Source organism: Psychrobacter sp. W2-37-MNA-CIBAN-0211, assembly GCF_040309405.1.
GTDB classification, from domain to species: domain Bacteria; phylum Pseudomonadota; class Gammaproteobacteria; order Pseudomonadales; family Moraxellaceae; genus Psychrobacter; species Psychrobacter glaciei.
This window is the reverse complement of sequence record NZ_JBEOOU010000002.1, coordinates 150,310-171,044: the sequence shown is the minus strand read 5'-3', so window position 1 is coordinate 171,044 and position 20,735 is coordinate 150,310. Positions and strand designations below refer to the sequence as shown.

At 41.5% G+C, this 20,735-nt stretch carries 19 protein-coding genes; 3 read left to right on the top strand and 16 right to left on the bottom strand.

Going from position 1 to position 20,735, the window contains the following annotated elements; all coding sequences use genetic code 11:
- Window positions 1-153: 153 nt before the first annotated feature.
- Window positions 154-1,089, bottom strand: coding sequence for a LysR substrate-binding domain-containing protein (locus AAEY72_RS03545; protein ID WP_352309469.1), 936 nt, complete (start codon window positions 1,087-1,089; stop codon window positions 154-156).
- Window positions 1,090-1,337: 248 nt separating this feature from the next.
- Between AAEY72_RS03545 and AAEY72_RS03540 the strand changes: the two genes are divergently transcribed.
- Window positions 1,338-2,423, top strand: coding sequence for a YeiH family protein (locus tag AAEY72_RS03540; protein ID WP_352309468.1), 1,086 nt, complete (start codon window positions 1,338-1,340; stop codon window positions 2,421-2,423).
- A 288-nt stretch (window positions 2,424-2,711) separates the two neighbouring features.
- Here AAEY72_RS03540 and AAEY72_RS03535 read toward each other — a convergent pair whose 3' ends face one another.
- The 4 genes from AAEY72_RS03535 to AAEY72_RS03520 form a co-directional block, all read right to left on the bottom strand.
- Entirely contained in the window at window positions 2,712-2,921 is a 210-nt protein-coding gene (locus AAEY72_RS03535) for a cold-shock protein (RefSeq protein WP_010201661.1), read from the bottom strand.
- A gap of 244 nt (window positions 2,922-3,165) precedes the next feature.
- Window positions 3,166-3,588: a YbaN family protein gene (locus AAEY72_RS03530; RefSeq protein WP_352309467.1), complete on the bottom strand. Its 423-nt coding sequence runs from the start codon at window positions 3,586-3,588 to the stop codon at window positions 3,166-3,168.
- A gap of 265 nt (window positions 3,589-3,853) precedes the next feature.
- Window positions 3,854-4,195 carry a VWA domain-containing protein gene (locus tag AAEY72_RS03525; protein ID WP_352309466.1) on the bottom strand — a complete coding sequence of 114 codons (342 nt, stop codon included), beginning with the start codon at window positions 4,193-4,195 and terminating at the stop codon, window positions 3,854-3,856.
- Window positions 4,196-4,374: 179 nt separating this feature from the next.
- Window positions 4,375-6,192, bottom strand: coding sequence for a hypothetical protein (locus AAEY72_RS03520; RefSeq protein WP_352309465.1), 1,818 nt, complete (start codon window positions 6,190-6,192; stop codon window positions 4,375-4,377).
- 299 nt (window positions 6,193-6,491) lie between these two features.
- Between AAEY72_RS03520 and AAEY72_RS03515 the strand changes: the two genes are divergently transcribed.
- Complete coding sequence (locus AAEY72_RS03515) at window positions 6,492-7,622, top strand: sterol desaturase family protein (RefSeq protein ID WP_352309464.1); 1,131 nt, start codon at window positions 6,492-6,494, stop codon at window positions 7,620-7,622.
- A gap of 16 nt (window positions 7,623-7,638) precedes the next feature.
- Here AAEY72_RS03515 and AAEY72_RS03510 read toward each other — a convergent pair whose 3' ends face one another.
- The 6 genes from AAEY72_RS03510 to AAEY72_RS03485 form a co-directional block, all read right to left on the bottom strand.
- A complete protein-coding gene (locus AAEY72_RS03510) occupies window positions 7,639-8,946 on the bottom strand; it encodes a VWA domain-containing protein (protein ID WP_352309462.1) in 1,308 nt (435 codons plus the stop codon).
- Between the two features lie 112 nt (window positions 8,947-9,058).
- A complete protein-coding gene (locus AAEY72_RS03505; protein WP_352309461.1) occupies window positions 9,059-9,685 on the bottom strand; it encodes a TIR domain-containing protein in 627 nt (208 codons plus the stop codon).
- Window positions 9,685-10,266, bottom strand: a complete 582-nt coding sequence (gene thcA / locus AAEY72_RS03500; protein WP_352309460.1) for a Thoeris type III anti-phage system protein ThcA — start codon at window positions 10,264-10,266, stop codon at window positions 9,685-9,687. Before thcA ends, AAEY72_RS03505 begins: the two co-directional genes overlap by 1 nt.
- Window positions 10,254-11,426: a Thoeris type III anti-phage system protein ThcB4 gene (gene thcB4 / locus AAEY72_RS03495; RefSeq protein ID WP_352309609.1), complete on the bottom strand. Its 1,173-nt coding sequence runs from the start codon at window positions 11,424-11,426 to the stop codon at window positions 10,254-10,256. The genes thcA and thcB4 overlap by 13 nt, the downstream gene beginning before the upstream one ends.
- A gap of 12 nt (window positions 11,427-11,438) precedes the next feature.
- Window positions 11,439-11,969: a TIR domain-containing protein gene (locus AAEY72_RS03490; RefSeq protein WP_352309459.1), complete on the bottom strand. Its 531-nt coding sequence runs from the start codon at window positions 11,967-11,969 to the stop codon at window positions 11,439-11,441.
- 256 nt (window positions 11,970-12,225) lie between these two features.
- Complete coding sequence (locus AAEY72_RS03485; RefSeq protein WP_352309458.1) at window positions 12,226-15,171, bottom strand: valine--tRNA ligase; 2,946 nt, start codon at window positions 15,169-15,171, stop codon at window positions 12,226-12,228.
- Window positions 15,172-15,527: 356 nt separating this feature from the next.
- On the opposite strand from AAEY72_RS03485, the gene AAEY72_RS03480 reads away from it, so the two are divergent.
- Window positions 15,528-16,655, top strand: a complete 1,128-nt coding sequence (locus AAEY72_RS03480) for a formate/nitrite transporter family protein (protein ID WP_352309456.1) — start codon at window positions 15,528-15,530, stop codon at window positions 16,653-16,655.
- A 157-nt stretch (window positions 16,656-16,812) separates the two neighbouring features.
- Here the strand turns inward: AAEY72_RS03480 and AAEY72_RS03475 are convergent, their stop codons facing one another.
- From AAEY72_RS03475 to AAEY72_RS03455, 5 genes are all read right to left on the bottom strand, one after another.
- The gene (locus tag AAEY72_RS03475; protein WP_240215172.1) at window positions 16,813-17,736 is read right to left on the bottom strand and encodes a bile acid:sodium symporter family protein; all 924 of its coding nucleotides are present in this window, start codon (window positions 17,734-17,736) and stop codon (window positions 16,813-16,815) included.
- A gap of 394 nt (window positions 17,737-18,130) precedes the next feature.
- Complete coding sequence (locus AAEY72_RS03470) at window positions 18,131-18,616, bottom strand: YbjQ family protein (protein ID WP_194619506.1); 486 nt, start codon at window positions 18,614-18,616, stop codon at window positions 18,131-18,133.
- A 49-nt stretch (window positions 18,617-18,665) separates the two neighbouring features.
- A complete protein-coding gene (locus tag AAEY72_RS03465; protein WP_352309455.1) occupies window positions 18,666-19,124 on the bottom strand; it encodes a YbjQ family protein in 459 nt (152 codons plus the stop codon).
- A gap of 154 nt (window positions 19,125-19,278) precedes the next feature.
- Window positions 19,279-19,836, bottom strand: a complete 558-nt coding sequence (locus AAEY72_RS03460) for a YecA/YgfB family protein (protein WP_010201673.1) — start codon at window positions 19,834-19,836, stop codon at window positions 19,279-19,281.
- A gap of 534 nt (window positions 19,837-20,370) precedes the next feature.
- Window positions 20,371-20,604 (bottom strand): PA3496 family putative envelope integrity protein, encoded by a 234-nt coding sequence (locus tag AAEY72_RS03455; protein WP_010201674.1) that lies wholly within the window; start codon window positions 20,602-20,604, stop codon window positions 20,371-20,373.
- Window positions 20,605-20,735: the final 131 nt, after the last annotated feature.

Sequence of the window (20,735 nt, the reverse complement as noted above, 5' to 3'; positions counted from 1 at the left end):
CGCTCACCTTTCAATAAACAATGCTTAAGTGTAAAGGTGGCTTAGCTTTGATGAGTTGACTTGAGCCGCTTATATTACAAACTAAACATAACATTTTATAAAACGTCCTATAGTCATGGCTATGGGACGTTTTTTATTATCTGTCTCTAACTATCATTCTGATGTCAAAATATCAATAAAGCTTTGCCAAATTGGGCTTTGATGGCGGGCTTTATGCCATACTAGCCACCAAGTTCGCGACAAATCAATGCCTGCCACTTTTACTTGTACTAACTTACCGCTAGCCAATTCTGCCTCAATCACGTGCTGTGATAGACAACCCAGCCCAATATCGGCACTGACCATATGCTTGATCGCTTCCGATTGCTGAATGGCCATGATAACTTCGGCATCGGGCATATGCTGTAATAATTGCTCATCGATAATTTGCCGAGTACCTGATCCTGCCTCTCGTACTAACAAAGGTAGCTTTGCCAGTTGTTCAACACTAAGCTCGTAGCAATTATCCACATCGTTATATGCTGCCATATCTGTCAGCCATTTACTATCGCGTTTGGCAAAGACCATCAAGGTGTCTGTTCGCCATGCACGCTGCTCAATGACCTTAGTATCCGCAGGTCGCGGCATCCCTTCTACTAGCGCAATATCTATATTTAGCTGCTCGACCTCCGCGACTACCTCTTGGGTATTGGCGATATAAGTGTTCACATTTGCATCTGGCAAGGCTTTATATAACTCAGCCAACAGCGGTGGCAATACATAATTGCCTATGGTCGTACTCGCGCCAATATGAATCTGTCCTGCTTGATGCTTGTGATAATGTTCAAGCGTCAGTGACTGCCCCAAAATTGCTTGCGCTTGCACATAAATAGGATGGGCATTGGGATGCTGATTGAGCCTACGACCAACGCGCTCAAACAACGGCATTTGCAATCTGGATTCGAGCTCAGTCAGCGCGCTACTGACGGCTGACTGTGATAAATGCAGCGCTTCACTGGCACGGCTGGTGCTGCCTGTCTGATAAATACTCACAAATACCGCCAATTGTTTTAGCGTAATCTTCGGTAGCGTCTGCATCGCTTTTTTCATTAGTTAATAACACCTTATGCCCGTCTTTTAGGACTAATTTTTTAATATCAATCTCTTGATATTGTTCTCTTTAATATAGCTTTTTAATACCAGATTCTTGCTATCAAACGATTAATACAATCCTATTAACCTAAAAAATCGATAGCTTGTATCTTATTAATCTGTTTTTATTATAAATCAGCTTATCTTATACTGTCTATTCATAAGTTTATGCTTATGTCGATTAGCAATAATAGGATAGGTCTGTCATGCACGCTTTTACCCACTCAGTAAATAGTTACTTTCCAAACAATCGCCACTTAGCAGGATTGGTCGTGGTGCTGGTCGGTAGTTTATTTTGTTTATGGCTCAATACTGGTCTAGACACTTGGTCGAACGGGCGCATCGTCGGACTGTCCTCTTTAACATTGGCAATTTTGCTCGGTATGGTCTTAGGCAATACGGTATACCCTAATTTCGCTGAGCAGCTCAATGCTGGCGTATGCTTTGCCAAAGGTCAAATCTTGCGCTTAGCCATTATTTTTTATGGGTTTAAGCTAACCATGACCCAAGTTGCTAGCGTGGGTATGCCAGCGATTATGACAGATGCACTGGTACTGACATCGACTTTTTTATTGACCTATTGGCTGGGTACGAGATGGCTAAAAGTCGATAAAAAAACGACTATATTGATTGGTTCAGGCGCGAGTATTTGCGGAGCAGCCGCAGTGATTGCCGCAGAGCCAGTGGTAAAAGCAGAAGCGCATAAAGTCACTATAGCTGTGGCAACCGTCGTCGTCTTTGGCACTATTGCGATGCTACTCTATCCATTCCTATATCATCTTGGTTGGTTGCAGCCTTGGTTAAATGCTCAACAATATGGCATCTATACTGGCTCGACCATACACGAAGTCGCGCAAGTCGTGGTCGCAGGTAACGCGATCAATTCTGAAGTTGGTAATACAGCCGTCGTGACCAAAATGATACGCGTGATGATGCTAGCCCCTTTCCTACTGATTTTGTCCTTTGCTTTGACTAAGGGTGATAGTGATAGTCATGGCGAAAAAGTATCATTTGTAGACCGTGTTAAACAAGTCAACGTGCCATGGTTTGCCTTTATTTTTATTCTTATCGTCATACTGCACACATGGATACCGATGTCTGACAGCTTTGAGCAGAGTATGGTCAAATTTGATGATGTTTTGCTAACGATGGCGATGTTTGCACTGGGTTTGACGACTCATCTGAGCGCGATTAAGCAAGCTGGCGTGAAGCCACTAATCTTAGGTGCTATTATGTTTGCTTGGTTAATCATTGGTGGCGGTCTGATTAATATTGGTATTAGCTCTATCTGATAGATTCACCACACTCTTTAAAAAAAGGCCTCCAACTCTTTATAGTCGGAGGCCTTTTTAATATATAGCCAAAATACCCCAAAAACGCTACGATACTGTCGATATCAATTTTTTGTAGCCTCTGTTTGCACAGGCACAGCAAGCAAGAAAAATTGATATCAGCAGTGCGTGATGGTTCGATATTACTTTTCACTGACTATATTATCTAATACTAAATTACAGACGAAAAAAAACGAACCCGAAGGTTCGCTTTTTTTTCATCTTGCTCTAAGTGTCTATAAAGACAGATTAGATAGCAACGATGTTATGGGCTTGTGGGCCTTTTTGACCTTGAGTTACAGTGAACTCAACTTCTTGGCCTTCAGCTAAAGTTTTGAAGCCTGAACCAGTGATTTCGCTGTAATGAGCAAAAACGTCTGCGCCAGTTTCTGGAGCGATAAAACCAAAGCCTTTAGCTTCGTTGAACCACTTAACTGTACCTTTTTGAGTATCTGACATATTGATAATCCTACTTTTTAATTTATTAATGGCCTAGTGACCGGTAACGCTTGCAAATAGCTACTGAACGATAAATATTAAAACGAAGGATTATAACTAATACTACGAGGTAATGATTTGGTGCAGAACTGCTCTTAAGCTTGGGCGTATTATAAGGGGTACATCCTAGTATCGCAAGTCTTATCTGACATTTCGTGTAACAAAGCTCTTTTATTAGTCATTTTTGGTTCAAATTACAACGATTTTAGGCATTTGGCAAGCGGAATAAATACACCGCAACCCCACTACAAACAGTGGCTACCGCCCATGCCACCCACATCGTATCGGCTGGCAAGCGATAAAATAACATTGCCGTCGATATAGTCATCATTATCGTGGCTAACCACTTAGCATACAGAGGTACGGCATGATTATTTTCCCAATCACGGACAAACTTCCCAAAGTATTTGTGATTGATCAGCCAAAAATGAAAGCGCCGTGAGCTGCGTGCCCAGCACCCTGCTGCCAGTAGTATAAAAGGTGCAGTTGGCATCACGGGTAACAGCACGCCTATAATACCCAATATAAAAAATATCCAGCCCAGTATGACAAACGTCCAACGCACTGTTGGGCTTCTTGATTGGTTGGTATTAGGTCTATAGTAAAATATTTTTTTATTATCGGTCATATAAGTAGTGTCATTCAACGATGCATCAGTTGGGGTAAGTAGCTACTGATTTATACAATAGCTACCTATATAGTTAGGTAAGCATGCAATATCACTCGAAATGGTACAAGACTATTTTTACGAGGTTTTTGCTATCAATAGGTATGTTTGGTTAGTGGTTGGGTAAGTGCGTTGACAATCTTTGACTGAATTTTTGGCACTAAAAAGCCGCTCACAGTCTAGACTATGGGCGGCTTTTAGTTTTAGTGACAAGTGTCTGACTGGTTTATTTCGTGACTATACCAAGTTGCTTGGCTTCCTTGAGCCATATTGGGAACTCTTCTAGCATGTTTTCATACAACGCTTCTTCGCTGATATCATCCAAATCATCTAATTCAAAAAAGTCGCAATTATCAATCACGCGCCCTTCCATATCATCTAGTTTTTTTAGGATGCCATAACCACGACCACCTAAGCCCACGAACTGCCAAAATATCGGCAGCTTCGCGGCTTTAGTCATAATCTTACTAATGCCACGAGTGTAGCGTACGCCGCCATCACTAATAAACAAAATATAAACGGGTATGTTAAGTCCATCGTTTTTATAAAACTGGGTGACCGCTTCCATCACTCCAGCTTTATATAAGCTGTATGTTGCAAATCTATCTAAGACACCTGCGTTATCTTCGATTTGCGCCTAGTCTGGAATCCGCTTTGATAAGCTAGCAACAATTAGCAGTGCCTATTTGTGAAAGATCAAACACGCCCTATTTATCAGCAGTCTTAATATCTAAACCATTAGATATTCTATTCCATACCTATCAAATCACGCTGACGCACCCACCCTGACTTTAAGCCACCTTTATAGCTTACTTTAACCCAATCTTGATTTTGTCCGTAAAAAATGTCGGGTTGTTGGATGATATCGCCTTTTATAAAATAGCTTTTTGGTTTATTGGGCATAAAATCCTTATCTAGAATTTCTGCTTTATCACTGATTACCTTATAGCGGGTAGGCGGTATGGGACAACTTTTCAATTTGTAGTCATCGTCGACTTCTTTATCTAAATCAAATCGAGCAAAATCCGTCGTGGCATTATATTGCGTTTTACTTTGACAATAATATGCCGCGCCCGTAGCTACTGTACTTTTTAGAACGCCATGGGTCACCCACCATTCAGCGCCAACCTGTTCAAACAGATAGTCTTTGATGTAGTCTTTTTCACTATTTGCCCAGTACGTACTTACAGTAAAGCCCTTATTATTTTCTCTAGGAGTGATCGAAGAAAAAAGGGTAGAAGGATTATCAGCAAAGGTAATCGAAGACAAATCTAACTCATAATATTTACCTTTTGCTAAATACACATACAACTCATCACCTTGATAACCATTGTCTGTAGATTTATCTTTAGCCACTAGTAAGTCGCGCTTACCATCATTATTGACATCGAAATGAAAACTGGTAAATAAAGGACTGGGGAAAAACTGCTTATAGCTTGCTTGGGTGATCTTAGCCTTAGGTGGGGTTTGTTTGAGACGTTCATTAACAGGAATAATCTTTCCTGTAACCGTGATTTGAAAATACTTGTCAACTACTGATATTTCTTGGTAATCCTCTTCAATAGTGAATGTACTACCTAAAAGAGCAATGGCGATATCGTCGTCTTTAACAGTAATGAGGTAATATTCAGGGTCTACAAACATGCCATCAGGATTATCGTCAGTAATATAGTCCGCGCCGCTATCCTCGAATAATCCGTATGCCAAAAATACTTCAATATCACCAATGCTGGGTAATTTAAAAAACCCTTGGTCAGAGGCGCCGCCCAGCACAGGCTTAAGCTTATTAGTCACTTGCTTGGCAAGTACTTGATCGTCCATTGTAAACTCGCTAGTGACCAGATTGGTATCGAGCTGCACGGCGTCATCAACATTATAACTGCTAAAAGGCAGTGTAGTGACATTGGTGATACTTCGATCTGCTCGCACTGAGCCATCATCAGTTAACTGATAATGAATGGGTTGGCGGTTAAACCTATAATAGGTATTAATGATCTGTTGATAGTCTTTTGCTATTACAAAGTCGTTTTGAGCCAGCTCAAATATATGAACCGTGTCATTGGCATTTGGCGTAAGCGTTTTTTTAATAGTCACAAGATAGCTATCTTGGTCTTCAAGTTGGTCAATGGTTAAGCCAGAGGTATCTTCAAGCTCAAGAGACTCACTTTCATAAGCATGAAATATGACAAAGACTTGCATATCCTCTTTATCAGGGAGCTGATAAAATCCTGCCCGCTTCATATAATCACGCGATAGCAGCTCTTGGAGCTGTTTGTTATTCGTCTCTACTGGAAACGCTGATAACGGCCTTTGTTGACCGTTTTGTGATGTCTCTTTAGTAAAGGGAAGCGCTGTAATTTGCTTTAAAGCAGAGTTTGGCTTGTGACTACTTGTATTATTGGTCGCGGCTTGTATGCTTGATTCTGTATCTACCGAGTCCCTATTATCATCAACAGATGACTCCGAAGAGCAGCCACTGATAGCTAATGCCAGTAAAATGCTCAATGGTAGAGAAGCCAGAACGGTTGCATGATTGCCTATAGAGTGGGGTGTCAAATCAGTCATAAATCGCTATCCAGCAGTATGATTTTAAGAAGAATAAAATTACGCTTATCAGCAGGACTTTTGCTAGCACAATAAAGCGGTAACGGTTTTCTCGCCCTAGGCAAGCTAAGAACTTCCTTTTAACAGCTTTTGTTTTTAGATGCTTTTGTTTTATGTGCTAAGGGTGAGTTGTGAATCCACTATATCTACCTCAATTATGAAAATCCACAGTATTTGTCTAAAAATGTTGAGTAATCAACATATTCATTTGTGCTAAACAATGCTAAATTAGATTCAAATGGCATTAGCAAATTAAATCTATGAGCAAATTACTCCGAAAGCACTTTGAAGACCGTGAAATAAAAAAAGGCTCAGGACAAGTGTCCGCCTTTGTTGCGGTGTCTTTGGGCATACTTGCTACGCTTGCGGCTTTGTGTTTTTTGTTCCCCAATCTGCTCACCACGCCAGATTTTAGACCCTTATATAATGCCAATATTTTACGAGGTATGTTGTTTGCCAGTGTTGTCATTGGCTTTGTGTCAGGTGTTATTAGCCTACTACGCAATCCGTCTAAGCGCTGGGGAATGGCAGGTATGTTACTCAATGCTTTTGCAGCGCTGCTCGCATCAGGACAGATCGAGCCCAATTACTATGACCGTAGTATGTATGCAGGCTTGGACTATTTTATTTTAACGCTGGTAATTTCCGCGCTGGTGTTTATTCCAATGGAACGGTTTTATGCTAAATATAAAGAACAAAAACTGTTGCGATCTGGCTGGGTAACAGATATTAAATACTTTATGTTTAGCCATTTAGGTATCCAGTTACTGAGCTTTTTCACCATCATTCCTGCGCAGATTTTGTTTAACCAATGGCTCAATCCCACGTGGCACCAGATGGTAAGTAGTCAGCCTTTAGTGCTGCAATTTATAGAGATTTTGATCGTGGTGGATTTTTTTAGTTACTGGATCCATCGCAGTATGCACAAAGTCCCGTCACTGTGGCGCATACATGCTGTGCATCATTCTTCGCATCATATGGACTGGCTGGCGGCAAGTCGGGTGCATGTGTTTGAGCTGATTGTGAATCGTTTTGTCGGTTATATTCCATTATTATTTATGGGCTTCTCTCCAGCGGCAACTTATGCTTATTTGGTATTTATCTCTTTTCACGCCATTTTTATTCATGCCAACGTACGTTTCCGTTTTCCGTATTTTCGCTGGTTGCTTGCAACGCCAGAGTTTCATCATTGGCATCATTCATCAGAAAAGGAAGCGTGGGACAAAAACTTCGCCGCTTTTTTACCCATTTATGATGTGATATTTAAAACCGCTCATCTACCAGACCATTTACCCAAAAAATATGGTACGACAGCGAATACAAAAGTACCAGAGGGCTTTGTGGCGCAGTTGGTCTATCCGCTGCAACACAAACAACGTAAGAAAAATTGATGCTGCTAATGTCTACTTACTTTGCTATCAATCCAATCTCGCGCGCTTCTTTGAGCCAGCTTGGAAACTCTTCTAGCATGTTTTCATACAAAGCTTCTTCGCTAATATCATCCAAGTCATCTAATTCAAAAAAGCTGCAATTATCAATCACGCGCCCTGTCATATCGTCTAGTTTTTTCAGAATGCCATAACCAAGACCACCCAAGCCCACAAACTGCCAAAATATCGGTAGTTTTGCTGCTTCCGTCATGACTTTCGTGATACCACGGTTGTCACTCACTCCACCATCACTGATAAATAGTACGTATACAGGTACATCCAACCCATCCTTTTGATAAAAATCCGTCACGGCTTTCATGACCTCTGCTTCATTATTCACACGCGGACCAAGTGCCCATTTGCGCCAGCCGCCATGAGCGTTGTCAATGAAACCGTCATAGTTGCTAAGCCCAATCTCGCCCAAATACTGCGGATCTCGAGCAAACGCCCAGCAGTCTAGCGCTTGGTCATCATCGAAGCTCACTGCCAATGGCAATAAGCGATTGACCACCTCTTGCACGCGGCCTTGTTTATACTGTCTGTTCATTGAACCTGAAGCATCTAACACCAGTGCCACTTTTGCGGTTAATTGCTGCAATTGGCGTTTTTCTAGTGAGATAGTGGCTTTTTTGGCAAGGTTAACTAGCTTTGGTGCTTTCTCTAGCATGACTTTTTCTAAAGGGACTTTTGAAGTATTTATTTTAGAAGGTTGCGGAGCTTGTGAAGATAAAGCGTCGCTTTTACCCTCTTCTACATCACCACCAAAATGCTGCACGATGGCGGCAAGTCCGCCATTAAAGCCTTGCGCGACGTTAGATACTCGCCAAATGCCACTCTTACGATATAGCTGCAACAGCATACTGGCTTGCTGCTGGGCAAAGTCTGCGGCTTGATACTCTGCCTGTACCTTTTGCGATTGCTGCCAAATGCCAATCTCTAACGATTGAATTTGATTCAGCGGCGTGTAGGCTGATAACACAAAAAACAAGCTGTCTATATTGGTAGCCAGTTTGGATAAGTTAACCTCAAACTCGGCTTGGATGCCTTTATTCGCCGTTGGCTGCGACTCGTAATGGGTGAGCTTGATTTGTCCGCAAGGTGAGGTTGGCTGATTATAAAACACCATGTAGTCATCATTGATCAGTTTACCCGCTGCATCTAAGGCAAAGCAGCTAATGTCCATCTCTATCAGACTTTGGCGAGTGAACTTGAGCGTAATTGGTGCGGTATCGTCAATAGCAAGATTGCTTAGAGGCGCGCGTTGTCCGACGGTGAGATGGTTCATGGTGTTCCTTACATGAGAGTTTTATTCCTTTGAAAATAATAGACTATTTGCTAACATTAAAAAACCGCTACAGCATGAGCTGGAGCGATTTTCAGAATTTAAAATAATTTAATCAAACAGACTTCAATATCGCATATTTATCTATGTTCTGCCTTATTTCTAAAGCAGCTTCAATCCAGCCATTATAATTACTTGTAAACTGCTCCCATGTAGGTATTAATATATAGGATTCGGAACAACCGCTTCTAAACGTTTTTACTGGGTAACGATGTTCTATATTATTTCTATTTCTATTGATAATTTCAAATCCAAAATTTGAATTCCTTGCATACTCATAGCTCCCGTATCTATCAGGTAGAATAATAGCTAATATTGCATTAGGGGCACTACTAATAGTATTACGTGTTTTTCTTTTCAAAGAATACGATATTTCCCAAGGTATCCATTGATCTTTTTCTGATTTATAGTTTTCTTTCATATTCGGAGAAATTAGAACTAAAGTAATAGAACTATCATATATCTTGTCGGATAGCTTACTTCTTATAGCATCATTTTTAAAGTTTGCAAGGCTTTCATTATTGTCCTCACCTTTATATATATGATCACCAGTGTTTTCAAAATGCTCCTGTATTATATCTACATATGAACGAGCTGTAGTTGGCCGATAATATGTAGAACTACTCAAGGGTTGGACATTACTATCACTATGTTTGTATGATATAAAAATCTTTTTAGCCATTACAAATAACCCTTAAACAGTCTATAGAATAAAGCTATATAAGCGTAGTCATCTTTTAAAGAATCATCAAAGTCGTCACCCTTATAAATCTCTAGCGCGGCAGCTCCAGTGCTTGCCATTGGAAGCACCATAGCTTCAGGATTAGACTGAGTAAATAGTTCAAATTCATCTTCCACCCCTTCCATGCCACCTACAAAAATACCAGCAATAAAGTCATTATTAACAATCATCTTTTCGCGCATCAAAGCCAAGCTTTCATCACGACTTCCAATATTATCTGTAACAATAAGAGATTCAGAGAACTCCTCATTCTCTACAGGAAACATTTGTCTGAAATAATCTGACTGATAAAGGTGTACATGCTCTTTAATATTGACATTTACACTCTCTAATATAGAGCTAATTAGAGGCGTAATAGAAGGATGACCACCCCAAACAAGACGACATTCAGGTAAAACAACTTTAGCCAAACTACTAACACAATCTCGAATAGCAATTACATCAGCCGTATCATAGTAAATAGGGTTGCGTTCTTTCAGAGGTATACTTGCTGAAAGAAAGATATTTTTTAATTTAGCCATTTTTGCACCTTTAAAATACTTAATGTCTCTACTGAAAGGCTACTATCCAACCACTTCAGATGATTTAGCCAATAATCGCGAATACAGGTTTCATCAAAAAGTATATAAACATGTTCGTACTTTTTTTTCCTAATTTCTTCGATAAAAACCGATGAACTTTCATAATTTAGAGAATTAGGTATACCAACTGCTGGTACTAAAACTATTTCTTCGTTATTTTTAGTCATAGAAATGATTTTATAACTGTCGAGTTGTGGTGCATAACCTCTAAACTTAGCCATTTTCATAAAATTTGATATTAAGTTATCTCTTCTGGCAGCTAACGTTCTGGCTCTTATACTTTCTACATTTTCAATAATTGTATCAACCACATTATCATCTAATTGCTTACCCTCATAATTAAAGTCGTTAGCTTTCAACTGAATTGGAAATGATATTTCAGCATCTCTATGATCCTTAATAGAGTGGTCAGGCCAAGAAACAACGATCATTCCTAGCAGCAACTTATTTGCCATAGCTAGCTCTTTAGTTGTCCACATACTCTCTAAAAAATTAGAAGTATTCAATAGCACAACTACGTCACTATCTGCCATACGATGCCATAGTTCGTCTTGGAAAGGTTCAGACGGTCTAATACTATGAGTATCAAGAAATACATCAAAGCCACTTCTTTCTAAAGCTTCATATAATTGAATGGCTACACTGGTAGATTCATCACGTTTATAGCTAATAAAAACACGACGATTTTTTCTTAGAAGAGAAAAAGCTTCTAGGATATTATTTGCAATTTTTTCAACCTTTACATCTTTGTCTTGATCTGAAACTGCTAATCCATTATATGTGGATATAATTTTAGGTACACACTGATTAAAATCTTCTAGCGAACCTTGTACAATAGGCAATACTAAGGAAGCATCAACAACTATTTTCTTTAGTAACTCTACATCAGCAAATTGTTTATTTTCTTCGTTTCGTCCTAGGTAGATACAAAAAGAGGGGCTTGCATCAGTGTATTCGTCAAAATTTTCATCATTAATTATTCTAAAATGATTGAAATCTATACCGATTTCTTCAACTTTATCCTTGAGACTGTTGATAACAGCTTCTCGTATATCAAAATCTTTTCCTAATATTATCAACTGATAACAGTAATTCTTCATCAACTATATTCCTTACTCGTTAATCCAATTCTCTATAGATTCAAAAGGATTGTTAATATAAAAGCTATCACCATAAATTTCTACTAATGGATATAAAGATATAAACTCTTGTCCATTAAAATTATCATCTCGTCTTTCAGTAAGTGGCAATATAGCAACTTTATTTTTATAACCATCGAAATATCCTAACTCCCATAGCATCCAACGAGACTCATGAGAGTTTTGAGTCATAGCAAATATTAATGTTCTACAGCTCTTCATGCGTTCTCTAATAACTAATGCGGTTTCTTTAGTTACTTTCCCTCTCTCAAGATGCGAGTCTTCATGCCAATCTACGTATACACTAAATCCTGCTTCCTCTAAAACAACTTTCAAACCATCGATTGCTTTAGCATCTAAAAAAGCATGCGATAAAAATATATCGTATGTTTTATACGATTTGAAACTGTCGAACTGTTCTTCTAGAATATCTCTCGATTCTAAGCCAAATGATCTATTGCTCCTTGCTCTGCTACGCACTTCACTTAAAGTTAGAAATGCCATAAACAATCCTCTTGAGAATTAGCTTGATAATGTTCACAACATTCTAGCATACAAATATTGAGTTATTTAAGAGCTAACAGATTAGACGGAGGATAAAAAAAGCCACCATAAAAATGGTGGCTTATCTATTATGCTTGCTTTTACGCGAGGGACGAGCGCCAAGCTAAGCCATTAAAGAACACCGCCCCATACATCGCATATTTGCCCACTGTTAAAGGACTCCGATGCTGAGGCCATGCTTTTTAAGCTTTTGTTTTTATAACGCCTTCAACTGCTCCATCTGCGCCGTCATTGCCGTCAACTGCCCTTCTAGCTCAGCCAGTTTCGCCTTTTCAGCATCGACCACTTCCGCAGGTGCTTTACTGACAAATCCTTCATTGCCGAGCTTACGCGCGATACCTTCGGATTGACCTTTCAACTTATCATATGACTTACCCAAACGTGCCAGCTCAGCCGTTGGATCGATTAGTCCTTTCATCGGTACGAGTACACGTAGCTGACCGACCATACTTGATGATGACAGTGGCACTTCATCGCCTTCTTTGACGATCTCTAGGCTCTCGACTTTGGCAAGCGCTTTGAACTGGTTTTTGATACGTGATAGACGCGCATCTTCATCAGCAGAGATATTTTGTAGCAGCACTGGCAGACGTACCGCATTACCCAGTTTCATCTCACCGCGGATGTTACGGACGCTCGCAATCAGCTCTTGTAGCCATGCCATATCAGATTCGACTTGCTCACTGATTTGAGCATCATCGGTTTGTGGATAATCAGCGATGACAATGCTTTCAGTGTTTTTACGATTCAATAACGGCGCAACCGTCTGCCAGATTTGCTCGGTTAGATACGGCATGATTGGATGACTGAAGCGTAGCGCCGTCTCTAGCACGTGCAGTAGCACATAACGGATTTGCGCTTTACGCTCATCTGATACCGAGTCATCATTGAGGCTGGCTTTGGCAAGCTCAACGTACCAATCGCAGTACTCGTTCCAGATAAACTCATAGATATCTTGGCTAACCATGTCGAGACGATACTGGGTGAAATGCTGATGGATATCGGCAACGGTAGAGTTCAGACGACTCATGATCCATTTTTCTGGTAATTCCCAAACGTCAGGGTTGGCCGCTTGGTCGATAGGCTTGGCATTGCCCTCGCTATCGACACAGTTCATGAGTACAAAGCGGCTGGCGTTCCAAATTTTATTACAGAAGTTACGATAGCCCTCGACACGCTTTAGATCAAAGTTGATATCGCGACCCGTGCTAGCCAGCGAGGTAAAGGTAAAGCGCAGTGCATCCGTACCAAAGGCTGGGATGCCTTCTGGGAACTCTTTACGCGTTTGCTTTTCGATTTTGGCTGCATCTTTTGGATTCATCATGTTGCTGGTGCGTTTTTCTACCAGTGCTTCCAGATCAATACCGTCAATCAGATCAATCGGATCTAAGACATTACCTTTAGATTTTGACATTTTTTGACCATTGCCGTCACGTACCAGACCATGCACATAAACGGTCTTAAACGGTATTTGCGGCGTGCCATCTTCGTTTTTGACAAAATGCAGGGTCATCATAATCATGCGGGCGACCCAAAAGAAAATGATGTCAAAACCAGTCACTAACACGCTGGTTGGGTGAAAGGTTTTCAGTACGCGTGGATCAGCATTGACGTCCGCCCAGTCAAGCGTACTAAACGTCCAAAGACCCGAGCTAAACCAGGTATCGAGAACGTCATCGTCTTGGCGCAGTTTTACATCAGCGTTTAGATTGTACTTACTGCGAACTTCAGCCTCGTCACGCGCGACGTAAATCTCGCCAGTCGCATCGTCATACCACGCTGGGATACGATGCCCCCACCAGAGCTGACGGCTGATGCACCAGTCTTGTAGATTGTTCATCCACGCCATATACATGTTTTTATATTGCGCAGGGACGAACTCGATGCTGCCATCTTCTACCGCGTCAATCGCAGGCTTGGCCAATTCTTTGACAGCGACATACCACTGATCGGTCAACCATGGCTCAACGATCGTACCGCCGCGCTCAGCACGCGGAGCTTTGAGTGCATAGTCTTCGATATCTTCTAGCCAGCCCTGCTCGCCTGCTTGCGCTACGAGGAACTTACGAGCGGTAAAACGCTCAAGTCCTGCATACTCGCTTGGCGTGGTCTCTAACTCTGGCTCACGCGTTTGCAGATCAGGATAGACTTCCATTGCTGGTAAAATATTGGCGCGCTCATCAAGAATATTAATCAATGGCAAGCTATGACGACGACCCAATTCATAATCGTTAAAATCATGCGCTGGAGTAATTTTTACGCAGCCCGTACCGAAGTCTTTTTCGACATAATCATCAGCAACGATAGGCACGACGCGACCAGTGATTGGCAAGGTAATGGTTTTGCCGACTAAGTGCGCATAACGCTCATCGCTAGGATTGACCGCAACAGCAGTATCACCAAGCAAAGTCTCAGGACGTGTGGTGGCGACGACTAGATAGTTTTTGCCATCTTGGGTCGTTAAATCTTTATCCGTGAAATGATAGCGGAAATGCCACAAGCTGCCTTTTTCGTCGTGGTTTTCTACTTCTAAATCAGACAATGCGGTTTGGAATTTTGGATCCCAATTCACTAGACGCTTACCGCGATAGATAAGGCCATCGTCAAATAGACGTACGAACACTTCTTTTACCGCGTTAGACAGACCATCATCCATGGTAAAACGCTCACGTGACCAGTCAACCGAGCTGCCCAAACGGCGGATTTGGCTAGTGATATTACCGCCTGACTCTTCTTTCCATTCCCATACTTTATCGATGAAGTCTTCACGCGTCATATCACGGCGCTTGATACCTTGCGCTTCTAGGCGACGTTCAACGACCATCTGGGTGGCGATACCCGCATGATCCGTACCTGGTTGCCACAGCGTATTGTCACCATCCATGCGGTGATAACGTGTGAGCGCATCCATGATTGCGTTGTTAAAACCATGACCCATATGTAGCGAGCCAGTGACGTTCGGTGGTGGTAGCGCGATAGAGAACGACTCGTCTTTGTCAAAAGTCGGCTGAAAATAGCCGCTTTCTTCCCAGCCTTGATACATGCCTGCTTCGACTTCTGCAGGATTATAGGCGTTTTCAAGTTGGCTTAAGGCCGCTTGGATAGACTGGGTTAAATTATTTTTGCTATTAGGGTTACTCATAAGGCTCTCAGACTAAAACATAAATGGATTAAATAAATAGTAAGCAAAAGTATGGTTATCGCTGAATTCATACAATTAACCAACGCAAGCTGGGTTCAGGCATAGCGCTAACGCTGGATAATAATAGGTGATTCGAGCAAACAAAAAAGTTAGTAGGATGATTTTATCTTATATGGGCAGATTTTGTTAGTATCGAATGCTTTTTCGATACTTGCAGTCGTTATGGCCTTACTGTAACTTGTTAAAATAAGCTTTTTTGCATTGCAGCAACATGGCGACGGCTATGACGTTGACACTGGTTTGACCGTTATTTTTATATCCTTCACTCACCGCTCCTCTTATATAAGTTTACTGTCATGCCTAATACTAAAGACAATTCTAATAAAAATAATAATCCGAGTTCGACAGCTAGTATTCACGCGGCGCAGAGTAGTGACAATGCCGATAAGAAGGACAATAACGAGGCGTTAGAAGTGGCTACTGGAACCAATCAGGATGATGCTCAAAATGAAAGCCAAAATGACTCTGAAGACGCAAACCAAAATGAAGGTGTGCCCAAAGGTGACGCTATAAAAGATGAAGATTTGCCAAAAGAGATCAGTGATGAAGACAAAGAAACCATCAAAGAAGTGGCCAGCGATGACAACTTAAGCGAACCAAAAAGTTATGCCAGCATCTTAGTCGAACAAGTCATCGATGCCAAAGAAACCTTTAATCGCTCGCTTGGCTCGTTATTTACCAGTGCCTTTACTGCAGGATTGGAGATTGGTATTAGCCTGTTTATGATTTTGTCCGCCTTCGCCCTATTGACCGATGTAATGCCCAATCAATATGCCATGGTGCTGGCGTCATTACTTTATCCGATTGGCTTTATTATCGTCGTCATTGGTCAGTCGCTATTGTTCACTGAGCAAACGTCTCTGCTGAGCCTACCAGTACTCAATGGTATCGAACCATTAAACAAACTCATGCGACTTTGGGGGATTGTTATCGCTGGTAATATCGTTGGCGGTTGTCTATTTGCAGCGTTGATGATCGGTTTGGGTTTGCATATGCATCTGTTTGACGCCAGCGATATCGACGCCTATTCCGAGCATGTTTTAGGATTTGAATGGTGGGTCATATTTGGTAGCGCGGTACTAGCAGGTTGGATGATGGGCGTTGCTGCGTGGCTTGTCACCTCGGCACGCGACACCCTTAGCCGTATCGTGCTGGTCTCGTTAATCACAGGCAGTATTGGCTTTTTGGGTTTGCATCATAGTATCGTGGGTAATATTGAGGTATTTTCTGCCCTACTCTATGGCAACACCGTCGGATTTTGGCGTTACTTGATATTTTTGGTGGTGGTGATATTGGGCAATACCGTCGGCGGCGTGGTATTTGTCGCAGTTCTCAAAAACCGTACTTTCTTATTTGATGTCGCCAAAGTTAAGCAGCAAAATAAAGACAACAAAATAGCAAGGATGGATAGACGACATCGCTAGAGTAATCAAATGACTATCAAACTATTATCAGCTCATAAAGCCTCTGATTCGTACAAAAATATGCCAGCGCAAACTCATTATTTAAGAGTGTGCGCTGGCAATATTTTATGAGTAATCATATTCTATAAGCAATAAGTGCTCAACACTGATGACACTTTTAAAGCATACGGGCGGCCAAAACACCTTTCTCAATTTCCGTCTTCTTCAGCTTATTGAACTTCGAGCTAAATACTCTCACCAATATACCAGCGGTCAAGAACATGACTAACGTATAGATAGCTGGTGTCATCGACATGTCGTAATTAGACAATAACGTGAGCGCCATAAATATAGACAAGGTGCTGTTTTGCAAGCCAACTTCCATAGTGATGGACGTTCGCTGTGCTAGGTTTAAGCCCAACCATTTACTGCTATAGTAACCCAGTGCCATGGTTGACAGGTTTAGTAGCAACGATACTGGTCCGGTAGCGATAAGGGCCTCAACGATGATATCTCTTTGTACATAACTCAAAAACACGACCAAGAATGTCAAAAACGTCACGCCAAAACGAGAGACTATGACTTGTGAGCTATCAGCAACTCTTGGCGCAAAGCGTTTGATCAGCATACCAATACTAATAGGCAGAATGGTGATGACGAATAAAGAAATCATTGTCTTTATAATCGGCAGTTGAAACTCGCTCCCAGCACCCATAAAGTGAATCAATGAAAAGCTCAGGACAACAGGAATACTAAATACCGTGACGACACTAGCAATGGCCGTCATAGTGACTGATAACGCTACATCGCCTTTGGCAAGGAAGGTAAATAAGTTGGAAGTGGTGCCACCCGGACAGAGCACGAGTAACATGACCCCTACCGCATACTCAGGTCGCAACGGCATAATATTTGCCAGTGCAAAACCAATAATCGGTAATAAGATAAGCTGATTGAGCAAGCCAATACTGACCGCTTTTGGGTATTTCAAAACACGTTTAAAGTCGTTGGTAATGAGGGTCATACCCATGCCCATCATAATCAAAAATAGGCAAAGGGGAATAACGACTGAGTTTACTAAGGTGACTATTTCAAGATTTTCCATAACTACATCCATGTAGATAAGACCTGTCTATAGGTCGACACACAGCGCTTGTCCTTAATGCACTTGATCAAAGCACTTAATGGCTAGGTTGCTGTAGAATTTATAACGATATTTTTCACGCTAGCGGTATAAGCCAATCCTGCTAATACACGTACACCAGCATATCGAATGATAAAATGAAGTATAGCGTTGTCGCGTGCTCATGACTTACATCATTCACTTACTCCCCGGTCAATAATGGGCTTTTGTAATGAAATATAGGTTTGAGGTATTTACGCTGATAGATGTAAATATAAATTTTAGGATGGCATGCTTACGATGGCATTGAAGAAACAAGCATTGATGACTATCGGAAAAGCTATGGAAACTTACAGATAATTAGGCGTTGGCTCAGCTATTTGTGGTGGTCAGTTGCTGTGTCGATATCGACCACTGCTGTGCCATAGGCAATGGCTTCGACCATGCTGCCCAATTGATTGATACTAGTGACTTCCAGACGTAAACCATAGATATGATTGTAGCCTTTGGCCTGTGCCTGCGTGCGCATACGGACGATAGCCTCACGCCGTGCGCGATCTAGCAAAGTCTCATAAGTGGTTAAGTTTTTGCCAAATAAACTCAGTACCCGAGCGATAATCATCTTAAAGTAATCTTGGGCAATCACCACGCTGCCCAGCACCAGCTCACCTTTACTATCGGCTGCCAACTTGGGATGATAAAATCGCTCGCTTGAGACCACGATGTGACCCAAGGTTTGCTCTGCGATACTGAGCTGTGCTAAGTGTTGGCGCTCATGACGCGATCCAAAGAACCACCCCACCACGAATAATATAATAAGCGGCGCGTAGTTAATGAGGAATTGAGTCATAGAATTATTCATGGCACGTCTCTTATCATAAAAAAGCTTTAGTGTTTTAAAACTTAATTAACTAACCAAAAGGATTGAAACGTGGTAGATCGTCCGCTGGAATTGGCGGTTGCGTTTGCGGATTTTGAGTAGGTGCATTTTGAATAGGTGGAGTGTGACCAGATGGGTACTGTGGCGGTGATGCAGGCTGCTGTTGAACAGGTACTGCTTTGACCGCGGTGCCATAGACAAACAGCTCTGACGCACCTTGCGCGATACTAGAAGTCGAAAAACGCAGACCGACAACTGCGTCAGCCCCTAGCGCTTCGGCTTTGACAATCATGCGATCTATCGCCTCTTGGCGCGACTCTTCTAGTAGCTCAGTATAGGCAGTCAGCTCGCCGCCAACGATATTTTTTAACCCAGCAAACAGATCCTTACCCACATGCTTTGAGCGCACGGTACTACCGTACACAACGTCTAGGCGTTCGGTAATTTGATAATTGGGTAAGTGCTCAAGATTGGAGAGTTGCACAGTCATAGTACGACCTTATCGGTGACTTATAAAAATAATTCAGCTAGAAATGGTCAGCGTTAATCAACATTGATAAAGAATAATGGCAGACCACATTGCTGCGAACAAACCACATTATTAATGGCAATCAACACTGCCTATAAAAACTGTCTATAAAAGACTAATCATTGGTATGAAACAACAAAAACAGCTCAGTCAAATTGCCTTCGATGCTATTGGCCATCTGTACCATTTTGTCTTCGTCTTTACGCATCTCAGATAGTTCTGGATCTTCATCATCGATGCCGCTAAGCACAATCATAGGCAAGGTCAGTACTGCCACGTCTTCTGCGGTGTCTTGATCTTCAAACCAATCACTGGCTTCATCGCCATACATGGCATCGACAAAGCCGATTGACCAAGCAACGATGTCTGACTCGTCTGAAAAATCGACAGCCACTTCTTCGTCGCCAGCACCTTCACCAAACGGTAGCTCGATAGGCGTCTCATTTTTTAGTTCAGCGATGATAGAGTCGCGCCAGCGCTTAATGCCATCGATGACATTTTCTGGAATCTCACTAGCATGACCTTCAAATAGCGCATCCATCCAATTAGGCAATGGACGACCGATGACTGTCGCTGTCAGAAAACCATGCGCGGCGACACTATCGAGCACAAACTGGCTCTCTTGATTGTCCAAATAATCTAGTAATTCATCAAAACTTAGTTGGTTACTCATGATGTAATAATCCTTGAAAGATGGATTGCGTCAGTCACCACAAACGACCGATTAAATGTCTGATGGTGAATAAGAAGGGGATAGCAGTTGCTTGGATGACACACCTAAAACCAAACAACCTTTATAAAATAAATTTATTAAATATAACGAGGGCGTGTCATCATTTAGATTGTTAGGCTTAAAATGAGGAAAATTGTAGCCAAACAAGAAAGAAATTGCCGTAAATATGCATCTATTGACAAGATTTCTGACGACATTTGGCAAAATTCAACCATTTTAAGACCACTAAATGTATCAATGTGCTAATTGATGAAACGCCCTAAGTGGCACAGCAATCATTAAAAACTAAAACCAAGCGTTCAAAACCAAGCATTGAAAACCAAGCATTGAAAACCAAAATATGGTACAGCCAGCTTAGCACAATTCAGTCACGATCAACCCCTAAGGCATTGGCTTAGTTTGGTTTACTGGGCCTACTTTAATCGTATCATCTGCTTGGCTGACCTAAAAGGATCGTTAACTTAAGTCTAAAATCTAAAAATCATCATCCCAATCATCGCCATCTTCATCGAAGTTATCTAGATCGTCAAGATCGTCTTTTAACTCTTTAGCCAAACGCTTTTCTTCTAGCAAATTATCGATTAGTCGACGCTTCTCAAGACTACTTAGGCGCGTACGCACACTAGTCTCAGCCTCTTCTACCATCTTTGCATCATCATCGTCGACAAAATCATCATCAAAATCGTCGTCAATATCAGCGTCACTCATGACAAACTCCTATCATTTTTTGGCAAGTGTATTAAAAATACGTGAATATATATATGCCTTATAAAGTCTCTACTGGGCATTGTCAATCCTTTTTATCACTATGCCCTATTTAGCAACAAACACAAGAACAA